The sequence below is a fragment of the Bradyrhizobium sp. PSBB068 genome, from assembly GCA_016839165.1.
In the GTDB taxonomy this organism is placed as follows: domain Bacteria; phylum Pseudomonadota; class Alphaproteobacteria; order Rhizobiales; family Xanthobacteraceae; genus Bradyrhizobium.
The window spans coordinates 5,486,424-5,502,060 of record CP069300.1 but is presented as its reverse complement, the minus strand read 5'-3'; the positions used below and the strand labels follow the sequence as shown (position 1 = coordinate 5,502,060).

The window sequence follows — 15,637 nt, the reverse complement described above, 5'->3', positions numbered from 1 at the left end:
AGATTGAACCTCGACGAATGCCCGACACTGCGAAAGCAGGTCGCGGCTCGCGGTCAAAGGCTCCGCTAGGAGGAAGTCTGCAAGTGAGCGGTTCTCTCGATGCCAACTCCTCCGGTGCGTCTGACCTACAAGTCTTGTGGCGAGACGATGAGAAGATCCTCTGTCGAAGATCGGGTGGAGTTGCGGGGGCTGATACAGCAACGGTTCTGGCAATAATCCCGTTGTCAGAGCGTCCTTCATCGTCTGTTTTAGATCGCCTGGCCCACGAATACCATTTGAGAGAAGACCTGGATGCCTCTTGGGCGGTCCGTCCGCTTGAGCTCTTCATCGAGGCAGGTAGGACCGCTCTGATGATGGAGGATCCTGGCGGCGAGCCGTTACAGGGGCTGCTCCGTTCCCCCATGAATCTTTCCAGCTTTTTGCGCTTGGCCATCGACGTCACCGCGGTGTTGGGCAAGGTCCACCAGCGAGGCCTTGTCCACAAGGATATAAAACCCCTTCATATCTTCGTGGGTTGCAGGGACGACCGGGTGCGGCTCACCGGGTTCGGGATTGCTTCGCGGTTGCAGCGCGAGCGATACACTCCCGCGCCACCTGAGTTCATCGCCGGGACGCTCGCCTACATGGCGCCCGAGCAAACGGGACGTATGAACCGATCAGTCGACCATCGCAGTGACCTCTACTCACTGGGTGTCACGTTCTACCAAATGCTGACGGGGCAGCTCCCCTTCGTCGCAACCGATCCCACGGAGTGGGTACACTGCCATATAGCCAGACGGCCGATTCCACCCAGTGAGTTGCTGCCAAGTATTCCGAAGTCAGTCGCCGCCATCGTTATGAAGTTGCTCGCAAAGACGGCGGAAGACCGCTATCAGACCGCGGGCGGCGCCGAACGTGATCTGCGACGTTGTCTTGATGATTGGGACAGGCGTCAGGTGATAGACGACTTCCCGCTGGGGCAGTATGACGTGCCCGATCGGCTCATGATGCCCGAGAAATTGTACGGGAGGGAGCCTGAGATCAATGCGTTACTCGCAGCGTTCGATCGTATAGCGCGCGGGGAGGCGCCTATCTTGGCGCTGGTGTCGGGAAAGTCCGGTATCGGCAAGTCGGCCGTCGTCAATGAGTTCTACAGAACGCTCGTACCGCGTCGAGGGCTGCTTTCGGGCGGTAAGTTCGACCAGTATATGCATGACATCCCATATTCTACCTTTAAGCAAGCGTTGCAGGCCCCCATCCGCGCGCTTCTCGGGAAGAGTGAGGCAGAGCTGAACGAGTGGCGTAGCGCGCTGCAGGAGGCCCTAGAACCGAACGGGCGGCTCGTTGTTGACCTTGTGCCGGAACTAGGACTGATTCTTGGCGATCAGCCGCCAGTCGTTGAATTGCCTCCTACGGATTCCCAGCGTCGATTCCAACTCGTACTCGGGCGCTTTCTTGCGGTCTTTGCGCGCCCCGAGCATCCATTTGTTTTGTTTCTCGACGACCTGCAGTGGCTAGATATCGCGACGCTCGAGCTAATTGAATATCTGCTTGTTCAATCCGACCTGCGATTCTTGATGCTGATCGGCGCGTATCGAGATGACGAGGTTGATTCCGAACATCCGCTTACGAGCAAGATTGGGGCAATACGCCGTGCCGGAGGTCTTGTTGAAGAGATCCGCCTTGGCCCACTTGGTAACGAACAGGTGGCAGAGCTGGTGACGGATGCGCTTCGCTGCCAGCCATCGTGCGCAGCACCCCTGGCGGAGATAGTGCACAAGAAGACGTCCGGAAATCCCTTCTTTGTGACTCAGTTCTTGCAGACCCTGGCCGATGAAAGGGTGCTCTCGTTTGATCTCGGCGCGCTACGCTGGAATTGGGATCTTAGGAGTCTTCACGCTAACACATATGCCGATAGCGTTGTAAAGCTGGTAGTTGGAAAGCTACTTCATTTGCCGGCTAAGACACAAAGGGCACTTCAGCTCTTCGCATGCCTTGGAGCGAGCGCTCATACTGAGATGCTATCGATCGTTCTCGGCAGCCCGAAGGAGCAGGTGCATTTGGTCCTGGCGGCGGCGGTGCGTCAGGAGCTGGTCGAGCGCCGCGGAATGCAGTACCACTTTACTCACGATAGGGTGCGGGAAGCCGCCTACTCTCTAATTGCAGAACCATCCCGTGCTGCCAACCACCTGCAGATTGGGAGGCTGCTGAAGGCAAAAACGCCTCCTGAGCGCCTGGAGGAGGCGGTCTTCGAAATAGTTAGTCAACTCAATCTCGGGATGTCGGCTGCAGGTTCGTCCGACGAACGCGATGAAATGGCGCAGCTGAATCTGATCGCGGGAAATCGCGCCAAAGCGTCGACCGCCTATGTGTCAGCGTCGACATACTTCAAGGCCGGACAGGAGCAACTCGGAGATGACCGTTGGGTGCGGCAGCGTCAACTGAGCTTCCAGCTCGATCTACAACGGGCTGAGTGCGAGTTTCTCGTCGGAGAGTTCGATGCCGCGGAAGAGCGACTAACGGAACTCTCGCGGCAGGCGTCCGACACAGTTGAACGAGCGAACGTCGCATGTATTCGGATTGATCTCTACACCACGCTGAATCGAAGCGATCGAGCTGTTGCCGTTGGCCTGGAGTACCTTAGTCATCTCGGTGTCATGTGGTCGGCACATCCGACGGAGCAGGAGGCGCGCGACGAATATGCACGCATATGGTCGCATCTTGGAGACGACCTAGAAATCAAAGATCTTCTTGATCTACGACTGATGACTGACCCTGGCTCGCTTGCGACCCTTGACGTTATCAGCAAGATTCTCCCGCCGGCGTTGTTCACGGACGCCAATCTCTTCTCGGTTGCCAGCTGTCGTGCGGTCAATCTAAGCATCGAGAATGGGAACTGCGATGCATCATGTGTGGCATATGTCTGGCTGGGAATGATAGCAGGACCGCGGTTCGAGAATTATTCCGCGGGATTTGAGTTTGCTCGGGTTGGATATGACCTGGTCGAAAAGCGCGGTTTAAAACGCTTCACCGCTCGAACATATCTTTGGTTCGCGCAGTTCGTAATGCCGTGGAATCGGCACATCATCTTATGCCGGGATTTGATGCGGCAAGCGTTCGACGCCGCCAACAAGGTTGGCGATATGACGATCGCCGGATACGCCTGCAATAACCTCAACACAAATATGCTAGCGGCAGGTGATTCACTCGCTCTGACTCAGTCGGAAGCGGAAAAGGGGTTTGAATTTGCGCAGAAGGCGAGATTCGGCTTTGTCTCAGACATTATCGCCGCGCAGCTTGGACTCATTCGAACGTTACGCGGCCTAACGCAAAAGTTTGGTTGTTTTGACAATGATACATTCAATGAGAGTGAATTTGAACGCCATCTTGCCGCAGATGGCACATTGGCGCTGCCTGAATGCTGGTACTGGACGCGAAAACTGCAAGCTAGGTTCTTTGCTGGAGACTATGACGTAGCTGTCGATGCGACCCTTAGAGCAGATCGTCTGATTTGGACAACGCCAGCGATTTTCGAAAAGGCTGAGTGCTATTTCTACGGCGCATTGGCGATAGCTGCGCGTTGTGACATCGCTGCCGGCCCGCAGGGCTGCCAATACTTCGAAATGTTACAGAAATACAGCCGACAGCTTGAGATCTGGTCCCAAAATTGCGGCGAGAACTTCGATGGTCGGGCTGCGCTTGTTCGTGCGGAGATCGCCAGAATCGAGGGACGTGAGCTAGATGCGGAACGTTCGTACGAGCAAGCGATTAGCTCATCGCGGACGAACGGATTTGTCCATATTGAGGCGGTGGCGAATGAGCGTGCTGCGCTGTTCTACGCCGTTCGTGGTTTTCGAAGGATCTCCGACGTCCTCCTATACGATGCTCGTTACTGCTACCTGCGATGGGGAGCTGATGGAAAAGTGCAGCAGCTCGATGAGGACCATCCACGTCTCGCGACCAATATTTACGAATCGGGCTCGACGAGCACTATCGGGGAGCCGATCGAACGGCTGGACTTGGCCACGGTAATTCAGGTCTCGCAAGCGGTTGCCGGTGAGATTGTTCTGGATAGATTGATCGACACGTTGCTACGTAATGCTCTCACTCACGCAGGTGCCGAGCGTGCACTGTTAATTGTTCTTGGCGAAGTCGGACATCAAATAGCGGCTGAAGCGACCATTAGCGACAGCGGATTGATCGTTCGGGCTCGCGAAGCTGTTGACTCGGCGCATCCGGAATCCGTCGTTCAATACGTCGTCCGCACGGCCGACACAGTTGTTATAGATGACGCCATGATCCAGCCTGAATTTGCAATGGATCCCTATGTGCGGCAGCGACAGGTCCGTTCAGTTCTTTGTTTGCCGCTGACGACACAGGCGCGGCTTGTGGCGGTGCTCTATCTCGAAAACAATCTGGCGCCTCGCGTGTTCGTTCCGGCGAGGAGCGCCATCCTCAAACTGTTGGCGTCGCAGGCTGCAATCGCTTACGAAAATGCCAGACTTTACAAGGATCTGGCGGTGCGGGAAGCTAAGATCCGGCGCTTGGTCGACACGAGCATTGTAGGAATTGCTATCACGTTGCGAACTGGCGAAATTGTCGAAGCCAATGATGCGTTCCTCAAGATTGTTGGCTACGACCGGGCAGACCTTTCAGAGCACCGCATCCGCTGGACGGAGCTCATGGCGTCGGGGTGGCAGAGCAGCACTGACCAAGTCAGGCGGGAGCTATTAGCTCCCGCTGTCATCCAGCCTTACGAACAGGAATGTTTGCGCAAAGATGGCACGCGAGTGCCTGTATTGATTGGATCGGCGACATTCGATGAGCGTCAGGCAGATGGGGTAGTTTTTGTACTCGATCTGTCGAAGCTTAAGCAGGCCGAAGCAGGGGCACGCAAAATGGAGCGCGAGTTGGCGCATGCCAATCGAGTTGCGACCATGGGGCTACTCACGGCATCGATAGCACACGAGATACAGCAACCGATAGCCGCGACGGTCACGAATGCCAATGCTGGACTTAGGTTCCTCAATGCGAGTCCTGTGGACTTGGAAGAAATTCAACTTATTCTTGGCGATATCGTCAAGGATGGAAGCCGGGCGGGCGAGATCATCAGCCGGACTCGTGCTTTGATCGGAAAAGTGCCTCCTCGGAGGGATGCATTGGAAGTCAACGAGACGATCCGAGAGGTGCTCGAGCTCACTAGGGGCGAAACGACGAAGAACAATGTGCTGGTTCTGACCGAGTTTGGAGAACGTCTGCCAGCGATTCGCGGAGATCGAGTGGAACTGCAGCAAGTCGTACTCAACCTTATCGTCAATGCGATTGAAGCGATGGATGCCGTTAGCGGCGGTTCCCGGCAACTAATGATTACTACTGCTACAGTTGATGCGGGCGTACTCGTCAGCGTCCAGGACGCCGGCCCCGGACTGCCATCGTTGGCTGTCGATGACCTGTTCGCCGCATTTTATACGACCAAGCAGAGAGGTTTGGGGCTCGGGTTGTCTATTTGCCGGTCAATCGTTGAGGGGCATGGTGGACAACTGACCGCCCGGCAGGGACTCAGAGGGGGCGCAGTCTTTGAATTTACCATTCCAGCGGCGGGCACCGACTAGTCACACCCGATGGCGCTTTAGGCAACGTAGCGCGATCATGATTGCGGTGGTCAGTCCGACGTCAATTTTTGAAATTCCCGCTGGCGCATAGTCCAAGGCTAAGGCGACCTTGGAGAGATGGCGCAGCGATGAACCGAAATAGTACTCGAGCAAGGCTATTCCTTCGCCGCAATCGAGGGATTGAAAGTCAACGCCGCCGGGTGTCCGACAGCGATTTTAGCTACTCCGACGATTGCGGCCACGGCGTGCACTTAGGGAATAATGTCAGTCCCTTTGGAAGATTTGATGGATCATTGTCCGGTATCTTGTATCGAGAAATTCAACGTCTTCGCGTTTAGTGCTTCGGCGATCGGGAGGGGACTGGAATGACTTATCTGCGCCGGCAGGGATCGTACCACACGAGTTCGGTCGCCACGGAGGTCAGCTTTGATAGCTGAAGGTTTAGGTGCTCAGATGAAAACACAAAGGCCCCCAAGCGTGGTGCGATCAGGAGACTCGAAACCTAAGTATAGTTCTCGATCTGAAATTGCTATGTTATTTGGTGGACCGGTGGTTTCTGGCACAGATGCCACTGGGTCTCTATCCTCTCAATGAAGAGAGACCGTCACGTGGAAGTGCCGACGGTTTTGGTGGTTGATGATGACGTCTCGCTACGCGGGGCGACCGTGCGATTGCTCAAGGCGATGGGGTTTTTGGCGCGCGGTTTTGCGTCGGCGGAAGAGCTGTTATCGTCGCCTCATTTAAATGAGGCATGCTGCCTGATAGTAGATGTGGCCATGCCAGGGATGAGTGGTCTTGATCTGCAAGAGCGTTTGATTGCTCAAGGTCGGCTAGTCCCAATGGTCTTTATAACCGCCTTCTCTGACGAGCGGGTACGAAGTCAGGCTATGAAGCACGGAGCTATTGGCTTTCTAACCAAACCCTTTGATGAGTCTGTGCTTCTTGAATGTGTCAATGAGGCTTTGAAACGTCGGTCAGATACCGATGAGGCGTGATCGAAACTGAACACCTGTGTGGTCGCGTTTTCCTCGTGGCGATGTGCGAGCGTTCGAGGAACTGCTGTCGATCGAGGGCGACCTAGCGGATCGCTAATGAGCGTAATGAGGTTTTTCGGGACGGAGCCGGACCCACGCGTGTCAAACAACAGGCTCGTCAAGTGAGTCGATCCCTTTCCATCGATGGCCTCGGCGTAGATGGGGTCGAGGTCGTGTCTCAGGATAGCGATCGAGTCTTGTACCGAACGAAGCGGCGAGGGAAAGATGGTGGGGCGGACGCCGTGCTCGTCTTGGTACCCACCGTGGATCGACCCTCGCCATCAACCGTGGAGCGGCTAAAGCGAGAATATGAGCTGAGGCACGAACTTGCGTTGGCAGGTGCCATTCGGCCTTTGGAGCTTGCGAGCAGAGCAGGGCAGACGGCCCTGGTGCTTGAGGATCCTGGCGGCGAGCCGCTCCAGGGACTGCTTGGCGCAGCCATGGATCCGAAGGACTTTCTTCATTTGGCGCTCGGCACCGTAGCTGCGTTAGGCTCTGTCCATCGGCACGGTATCGTTCACAAAGACATAAAGCCCGCTCATATACTGGTGAACTGCCTGGACGGACGGGTGCGTCTGACCGGGTTTGGCATCGCTTCGCGCTTGCGGCGCGAGCGACATGGCTTGGGACCGCCCGAATTGATCGCCGGCACATTTGCGTACATGGCCCCCGAGCAGACAGGACGCATGAACCGCTCGGTCGACTCTCGGAGTGATCTCTATGCACTCGGTGTCACCTTTTATCAGATGCTGACGGGGCAACTGCCCTTTGTCGCCGCAGACCCAATGGGGTGGGTGAACTGCCATATCGCTCAGCGACCGGTTTCCGTCCGTGAGCGAAGACCTGATATCTCGGACGCGATCTCCGCGATCGTGATGAAGCTGCTCGCGAAAACTGCCGAAGATCGCTACCAGACTGCAATTGGTGTGGAAGAAGATCTGAGACGCTGTCTGGCAAACGTCGAGATCGGCTCGCCGTCTTCGAGCTTTCCACTCGGTCAAAACGACGTCCCTGATCGGCTCATAATTCCGGAGAAATTGTATGGAAGGCTGAGCGAGATCCGGGCCCTGCTTGCGGCCTTCGATCATGTCGTGAGGACCGGCTCGACAGAACTCGTGCTGATCTCTGGTTACGCGGGGATCGGAAAGTCATCCGTTGTTGGCGAACTGCATAAGTCCGTGGTGACGCCCCGAGGCGTTGTCGCCTCTGGCAAATGCGACCCCCACCAGCGCAATGTTCCTTACTTTCCGGTGGTGCAGGCCTTTGAAGGGCTCGTACAATCACTTCTCAGCACTAACGACGCCGAGCTCGCTAGTTGGCGTCTCTCGCTTCAGGAGGCTTTAGGGCCCAATGGGCGACTTGTAGTGGATCTAGTCCCTGAGTTGAGGCTCATTGTTGGTGAACCACCGCCGGTGCCAGAACTTCCGGCGCAGCAGGCCCAAAGCCGGTTCCAGCTGACAATCCGACGCTTCGTCGCTGCTCTAGCTCGTGCGGAACATCCGCTGATCTTGATCATCGATGACCTGCAGTGGGTGGACGCGGCGACGCTGGATCTCATCGAGGATTTGCTAACCCGGTCCAATTTGCAACACCTGCTTTTGGTGGGTGCCTATCGAGATAACGAAGTCGAAGCCAACCACCCGTTGATAAGGCGACTCGAGAGGATACGTGAGCTCGACGGGAGGATCCGTGCGATCGAACTTTCTGCTCTGACGGTGCACGACTTGCAGCAGCTTATCGCAGACACACTCCACAGTGAGCTCGCAAGCGTAGCCCAGCTCGCGCAAATTGTTTATCAGAAGACGGGCGGCAATCCGTTTTTTGTCAGCCAATTTGTCTCTCTCCTGGCTGAGGAAGGCTCGCTTACATTCGACTATACCTCAGCGAGGTGGTCTTGGGATCTCGAGCGTATCCGCGCCATGGGATGTACCGACAACGTTGTGGATCTCATGGTCGGCAAGCTGGCACGTTTGCCCATTAAAACCCAGGCGGCGCTGCGATATCTGGCCTGTCTCGGCAATGCTGCCGGAACCACGCTGCTGTCTACGATCCTCGAGTCGACGAAGGAAGGCGTGGAGGCCGCACTGTGGCCGGCGCTCCATCTCGGTCTGTTGGAGCGGCGAGCCGATTCTTATCGGTTCGCGCATGATCGAGTTCAGGAGGCGGCGTATTCGATGATCTCCGAAGAGGAGCGTGCCGACTATCATCTTTTGATCGGCCATCTCATGCTCACTCAGACGGCGCTTGAGCGGCGTGAAGAGGCAATATTCGATATTGTCAATCAACTCAATCATGGCGTGGCGCGTATCGATCGTGACAAGCGCGAACAACTCGCTGAGCTCAACCTCCTCGCAGCACGGCGAGCAAAGGACTCGAATGCCTATGCATCTGCGCTCTCCTATCTCAGTGCAGGTGCTGGTCTGTTGTCAGACCATTCACAAAAGCGCCAGTTGCAGCTGCCGTTATCATTTGAGCTCATTCGCGCTGAATGCGAATTCCTGACCGGAGCGTTGACCGAAGCCGAGCAAAGATTGGAATTGCTCTCAGCTCGTGCTATCACTACCGCTGATCGGGCCGCTATTACGTCATTGCAGATTGATCTGCACACAACGTTTGGGCGAAATGAACGTGCCGTGCTTGTCGGTTTGGCGTATCTGAACCACCTCGGTTGCAACTGGAGTTTGCAGCCGACAGACGATGAAGCGCGTCGGCAGTACAATCACATTTGCTCGCAACTCAAGGACCGTACAGTCGAGGATTTGCTAAAATTCCCTCTCTTGCTGGCTCCCGAAGCGCTCGCGACGATCGATATCTTGCTCAAGATGTCAACGCCGGCTTTCCTTTCCGATCCTAATTTGTGGATATTGGCTGTATGCAAAGTTTTGAGCATTGGCTTAGAGCAAGGGAACAGCGAAGGGACGTGTCTGGCGTATGTGGGCCTCGGCCTGATCGCTGGAAAGCATTTCGGTGATTATGAGAACGCATTTCGATTCGGACAGACTGGCTATGAACTCATCGAAAGGCTCGGCTTCACTCGTCTAAAGCCACGCATATATCTGCATTTCGGCGCCCAGTTGATGTTGTTGACGAAACACGTGCGGGCGGGACGGGAACTATTACGACGAGCGGCGGAGTTGGCGAGGGAGAACGGGGATCTTCTTTTCGCCGGATACAGTGACGCTGTTCTAGTTGAGAATATGCTCGCGTCCGGGGACGCGCTCCTTGATGCAGAAAAGGCGGCGGTAGCCGGTCTTGAATTCGCGAGGAAAGCGAGGTTTAGCCCGGTCGTCGACTGGCTTGGGGGGCTGCTTGGCCTTATACAGATGCTCCGTGGGCGCGGTCCGAAATTTGGTTCTCTAGGCGGTGATGAGCTCGAAGAGCGCAAAATCGAAAGCGATTTGTTGGACAGTGGTCGGACCGGTCGGAAGTACTGGATACACAAGCTCCGGGCTCGCTTTTTCGCTGGCGAATATGCCGAGGCCCTTGAGATTGGGCGCATAGTCGAAAAACTGCTGTGGTCGCTACCCTCACCGATCGAAGCGGCCGACTACTACCTTTACAGTTCGCTCAGTCTGTCGGCCCACCATGGCTCTGTCGTTTCCGGTGATGATCCATCGACCCTAGAAACGCTCATATCTAATCACGAAGAACTTGAGGCTCTGGCGAGTGCTTGCTCCGAGAACTTCGCAGACCAAGCCGCTCTCGTTGGAGCTGAGATCGCACGTATTCGAGGAAAAGACATTGAGGCAATGCGTCTGTTCGAGTCGGCGATTCGATCTGCCCGCTCGAGCGGCTTCGTGCAAAATGAGGCGCTTGCGCATGAACTAGCCGCTCGATTCTATCTCGCTCATGGTCTTGAAACAGTGGGTCGCGTCCATCTCCAAGAGGCGCGGTACTGCTACAAGCGCTGGGGAGCAGATGGAAAGGTGCTTCAGCTAGACGCGTTGCATCCGTGCCTCGGGGCTCTGGATCGGAATCCCTTCGGAACGCGGACCATCGAGCAGCCGATCGAACACCTGGACTTGGCGATTGTGCTGCAAATATCACAGGCAATTGCCGGTGAGATTGCGCTCGAAAGGTTGGTAGAAAAGCTAACTCGACTGGCACTTGCTCAGGCAGGCGCTGAACGAGCGGTGCTCGTTCTGTCGGAGGGAATGGAAGAGCGGATTGTTGCCGAAGCGACCGCAAACAATGATGGCGGGGGAGCGCGTTTTCAATGCCGTCTGGATACGGCGTTGCCGAGATCAGTCCTACAATATGTCATGAGAACGCGAAAGACCGTCATTCTCGACGATGCCACGGTCGAACCGTCGTTCGCCGCTGATCGCTATATACAGGATCGGCGGGCACGCTCTGTTCTTTGTTTGCCTCTCGTGACGCAAGACAAACTAGTCGGAGCAATCTATCTTGAAAATAACCTTGTGCCCCGAGCATTTGTCCCGACCGGAACAGCGGTTCTCAAGCTGCTGGCATCTCAAGCGGCCATAGCTCTTGAGAACGCCCGATTGTATCGTGAGCTCGAAGAGCGGGAAGCCAAGATCCGGAGGTTGGTCGACGCCAACATTGTCGGAATATGCATCTCCGGCCGCGACGGTGGGATCTTCGAGGCAAACGATGCGTTCCTTAAGATCGCGGGATATGAGCGCGAAGACCTCTCTGCGGGGCGCCTTCGTTGGGCCGATCTGACGGGGCCAGCACGGCTCGGGGTCGCAACCGTTCCTTTCGCGGCGCTTGAAGCGAACGGTGCGGTCCAGCAATTCGAAGATGAATACGTCCGCAGGGACGGCACGCGCGTTCCGGTGATGGTTGGGACCGCTGCGATTGATGAGCGGCAAGACCGATGGGTGACTTTTGTTGTTGACCTAACCGAGCGTAAGCGCGCGGAAGCGCAAGCGCGACGCATGGAGAAGGAACTCGCACATGCGAATCGCGTCGCGACGATGGGGCAGCTCACAGCGTCAATAGCGCATGAAGTGAAGCAGCCGATTGGGGCAATGGTCACCAACGCTCAAGCGGCCCAGCGCTTGCTGCGCGCGGAGCCGCCAGATCTAGAGGAAGCGTGGGAAGCACTTATGCAGATCGCGCAGGACGGCAAGCGTGCCGGCGACGTCATCGACAGAATACGCGGCCTCGTTAAGCGGACTTCCTTGAGCAGCAAGCCGCTTGATATCAACCAGGGCATCCTCGAGGTTGTGGAGCTCACTCGTGGAGAAGCAGTCAAGTATGGCGTTTGCGTGCGCACTGACCTCTCAGCCCACCTTCCGCCCGTGAAGGGCGATCGGGTGGAACTGCAGCAGGTGGTGTTGAACCTCGTGATCAACGCGATGGAAGCGACGCAGAGCGTCGATGATCGTTCGCGAGAGGTGCTGATCGAGACCGCGGTTGACAATTCGGATGTCCTTGTAAGGGTACGGGATACGGGGGGCGGGCTATCGTCGTTTGCTATCGAAAGGCTCTTTACAGCATTCTTCACGACGAAGCCTGGCGGACTCGGGCTTGGCTTGTCGATCTGTCAATCAATTATCGAGTCGCATGGTGGGCGGCTATTTGCGGGCGCGAATGTTCCCCGCGGAGCGGTTTTTCAGTTCACTCTGCCCGCTATTGTTGATTAATTGCAAAGGCCACATGGAGCACCTGCCTGGGAGCACTGATCGCGCATGGGACCGCGTTACGCTAAGCAGAAGCGCTGAGTGTAGCCGTGGCTGTCAAGAGAAATCGCTGGGCGGCGTATCGCAAACATCGACGTCCGGACCGGTCGGGGCGTCGGAGCGGGGCAATCGCAGTCTGATTGCGTGTCGGGGGTACGATCCGTCCGTCCGTGGCGTCTCAACAGCCACAAGGTGGTTGCCCGCCGAGCTCAGAGGGATCGTCAGAATTAGGAACGTTGCTAATCGGACTTGGTCCACCCGGTCGGTAGCCTTGGCTTGGAAAACCCGCGGTGAAACTTGGGCGAACGACAACACGATCTCGCCGATGGCGTTGCTCGGTCGCTTGGGTACTCGTCAAAGCAGTCAAGCCGAGCAACAAGCTCAAAGCCAATGAAACGCGCATCGTCTTTCTCCATTGCTCTATGCCAGAAGAGTAGTGGGCTTCAGCTGGACTTCTGCGAGGGTTCTCAACAGTGCTGCGAGGCGGCTACTTCCGTCGGTGCCTACGATTGGGCCAAATTCTAACGTGGAAGTTCTTTGGGGTTCGTCGCTCGACTAGGGGTCTGCAAGTTTCGGGATAGCCACGCCGCCAGTGTGTTGCCGAGTTTGAGATCGGGAGCGGGCAGAATGCGAATCACATTCCGCCCGCTAGTAGTTCAGTACCAACGCGCCGGTTCGCAGGGAGGCCTCCGGTAAGGATCGGACGCAAATGCGCCGACATCCGGAGCGCGAATGCAATGACGGCCATTGATGTGCACGACGTTCGAACTTTCGACAACAGCCCCGCTCTTGTCATGCCAGGACTTGACGTGGTGCTTGCGCGCCATAGCTGGGGCGGTGATCAGGACTGCAGCGATCAATCCTGCTGAGAGACGTACAAAATTACTCATTGGCTTCTCCGCGCGAAAATAACGAGACCAAAACATTTGGCTCTTCATCCACCTAGGAGACATTGAATAGTTGCTCTATTGCACGGGGGTTTAACTGATCGCTACTTTAGTGATGGACGCGATACCCAAAGTATCGGGGGGCCGCAGCGGATGGGGCTTTTCGTTCCAAGTCCCGGCACCACTGGAAAGGCTCGGCTGTCTGAAGGGCTTGAGTGATGACAGGATCTATGAGCTCGTATCGACTCCGCATGTAACGAGAAGTCCACTCCGACATGACATGTGCAAACCGCCAGACGGTTGAAGGAATAAAATGCAAAACGGATGCCTCCCTTGCTCCCATCTACGGATCATCGTGCTGACAACATTTGAGCGGGCGTGGTCTGACGGGCGCCTTGGCGTCGAGGATCCCTGAACGCTCCGACTAAAGATCGAAGGCTTAGCTTACAACGCTTGTTCTCGGAGCATGTATTGTGTCAATCGCATTGTCGTCGGACAATAGACTGCGAGCGCGATACCAAGTGCTCCAGAACAGGGTGCTCCGGCGGCAAGGGCAGTGTGGTGGCCAGCGGCATTGCGGCTCTGTTCATGTTGCAGTTGGGTCAAGTCGCGCTTGCGACAGGTGCCGGAACTGGCGGCTGCGCACGCTCGTCGCGGCTTCAAGCGCAAAAACGGCAGGTTTTGGCGTGCCCAGTTCTGTACGGAAGTGGCGCACCCGACACGATTCGAACGTGTGACCTTTGCCTTTATCGCCGCCAGGCTTTGAATAAGCGCCGAACTTTGACCCCAATCAGCTTACAACATTGACCCCATACGTAATGAACATTCCCGTGACGGTTCAATGAATTCGGCTGTGTTGGCCAGGGTCAACCTTCGGCGCCGATCGGGGGGCAAACCGCGCGCCGAACAACAGCGAGTGGACCCAGCATTCCGACAGATCAAAAGGCTCTCGTTCGTTCAATGCTGTTCCATCTGCCCATTTGTCGGAATAGCTACTGATATTTCTTGCAAATCATGCGTCTCTTAATCAGCGGCTTTGTTGGAGTATCTCCACCAATCGATGAGTGGGGGATGATTAGATTTGCCATGACCCAAGTTGGACCAGCCCATCGAGCGATTTGCGATGCGCGAACTGTCGCACGAACGAAAGCGCACGTATCTGGTGCGGTTTCTGGTGCGGCCGTCGCGCTACGGGCAACGAGGACCCAGTAAGTTATTGATCCTCTTGGTGGGCCCGGCAGGACTCGAACCTGCAACCAGACCGTTATGAGCGGCCGGCTCTAACCATTGAGCTACAGGCCCCGCCGCCTTGCGGGCCGCGGAGGGGCGGCCGGCAACGGTGCGGGCTCCGTTTACAGGGTGCGTGGGGTTTCGGCAATGCCGCGCGGGAGGCCCCGGGCGCCGCATCCGGCGGCGCGGCCGAATCCCACGGCGCGCCGTAGGGGACAGCGGTGGGGAGCCATTGGCGGCGCGCTCGGCGGCCGGCGCCTCAGTCCACCGAGACGCCGGCGAACTCCACCACCTTGCGCCATTTCTCGGTCTCGTCCGCCACCAGTCTGCCGAATTCGGCCGGGGTCATCGGCTTCGGGATGCCGCCGACCTCGGCGAGTCGCGCCACCAGCTTGGGGTCCTTCAGAGCCTCGCCGACCGCCTTGTTCAGCGCATCGACGATTTCCGGCGGCGTGCCCTTCGGCGCGGAGATGCCGTAGAAGCCGACCGATTCGAAGCCCGGCACGGTCTCGGCGATCGCGGGCACATCGGGCACGCCCGGCCAGCGCGTCGGCGAGGTGACGCCGAGCGCCCGGACGCTGCCGCCGCGCGACTGCTCCAGCGCAGATGGCAGGTTGTCGAAGATCAGCTGCACCTTGTTGGAGATGATGTCGGGGAAGGCGATCGCCGAGCCGCGGTACGGCACGTGCTGCATGTCGCATTTGGTCATCGCCTTGAATAGCTCGGCCGACATGTGCACCGAGGTGCCGTTGCCGGACGAGGCGTAGGCGATCTTGCCCGGGTTGGCCCTGCAGTAGTCGATGAATTCCTGAACCGTCTTCACCGGCATCGCATTCGAGACCACCAGCATGTTGGTGAGTTGCATGATGCTGGCGACCGGCGTGGTGTCGCGCAGGAAGTCGTAGGGCAGCTTCTTGTAGAGCGAGGCCGAGATCGCATTGTTGGGCGCGACGAATAGCAGCGTGTAACCGTCCGCCGGCGAGTTGATCGCGGCGGCGGCCGCGATGTTGCCGCCGGAGCCGGCGCGGTTCTCGACCACGAATTGCTGGCCGAGACGGTCCGACAGCCACTGGCTCATGATGCGGGCGACGATGTCGACCGGGCCGCCGGCGGCAAACCCGATCAGCCAGCGCACCGGCCGGTTCGGATAGTCGGATGCGGTTGAGGGGCTGAGCGAAGCAAGACAGCAGGCCAAACCAAGCAAGGCGGCACGTGCGAACCGGATCATCATGTCTCCCGTCATTTTC

At 57.1% G+C, this 15,637-nt stretch carries 5 protein-coding genes and 1 tRNA gene; 3 read left to right on the top strand and 3 right to left on the bottom strand.

From position 1 onward, the window contains the following. Nucleotides 1–17 precede the first annotated feature (17 nt). From JQ507_25675 to JQ507_25665, 3 genes are all read left to right on the top strand, one after another. On the top strand, nt 18–5,591 hold the full coding sequence (locus JQ507_25675; protein ID QRI68295.1) for an AAA family ATPase: 5,574 nt from the start codon (nt 18–20) through the stop codon (nt 5,589–5,591). A gap of 590 nt (nt 5,592–6,181) precedes the next feature. Further along, entirely contained in the window at nt 6,182–6,586 is a 405-nt protein-coding gene (locus JQ507_25670; protein QRI68294.1) for a response regulator, read from the top strand. Nucleotides 6,587–6,747: 161 nt separating this feature from the next. Further along, entirely contained in the window at nt 6,748–12,237 is a 5,490-nt protein-coding gene (locus JQ507_25665) for an AAA family ATPase (protein QRI68293.1), read from the top strand. Between the two features lie 1,032 nt (nt 12,238–13,269). Here JQ507_25665 and JQ507_25660 read toward each other — a convergent pair. The 3 genes from JQ507_25660 to JQ507_25650 form a co-directional block, all read right to left on the bottom strand. Next, nucleotides 13,270–13,503 carry an autoinducer binding domain-containing protein gene (locus tag JQ507_25660; protein QRI68292.1) on the bottom strand — a complete coding sequence of 78 codons (234 nt, stop codon included), beginning with the start codon at nt 13,501–13,503 and terminating at the stop codon, nt 13,270–13,272. 883 nt (nt 13,504–14,386) lie between these two features. Further along, nucleotides 14,387–14,462: transfer RNA gene (locus JQ507_25655), tRNA-Ile, on the bottom strand. Nucleotides 14,463–14,649: 187 nt separating this feature from the next. Beyond that, nucleotides 14,650–15,618, bottom strand: coding sequence for a tripartite tricarboxylate transporter substrate binding protein (locus tag JQ507_25650; GenBank protein QRI68291.1), 969 nt, complete (start codon nt 15,616–15,618; stop codon nt 14,650–14,652). Nucleotides 15,619–15,637: the final 19 nt, after the last annotated feature.

Coding starts and splice junctions, on each gene's coding strand:
- JQ507_25660 (QRI68292.1), bottom strand. CDS start 13,503: ATGGGAGCAAGGGAGGCATCCGTTTTGCATTTTATTCCTTCAACCGTC.
- JQ507_25670 (QRI68294.1), top strand. CDS start 6,182: ATGAAGAGAGACCGTCACGTGGAAGTGCCGACGGTTTTGGTGGTTGAT.
- JQ507_25650 (QRI68291.1), bottom strand. CDS start 15,618: ATGATCCGGTTCGCACGTGCCGCCTTGCTTGGTTTGGCCTGCTGTCTT.
- JQ507_25675 (QRI68295.1), top strand. CDS start 18: ATGCCCGACACTGCGAAAGCAGGTCGCGGCTCGCGGTCAAAGGCTCCG.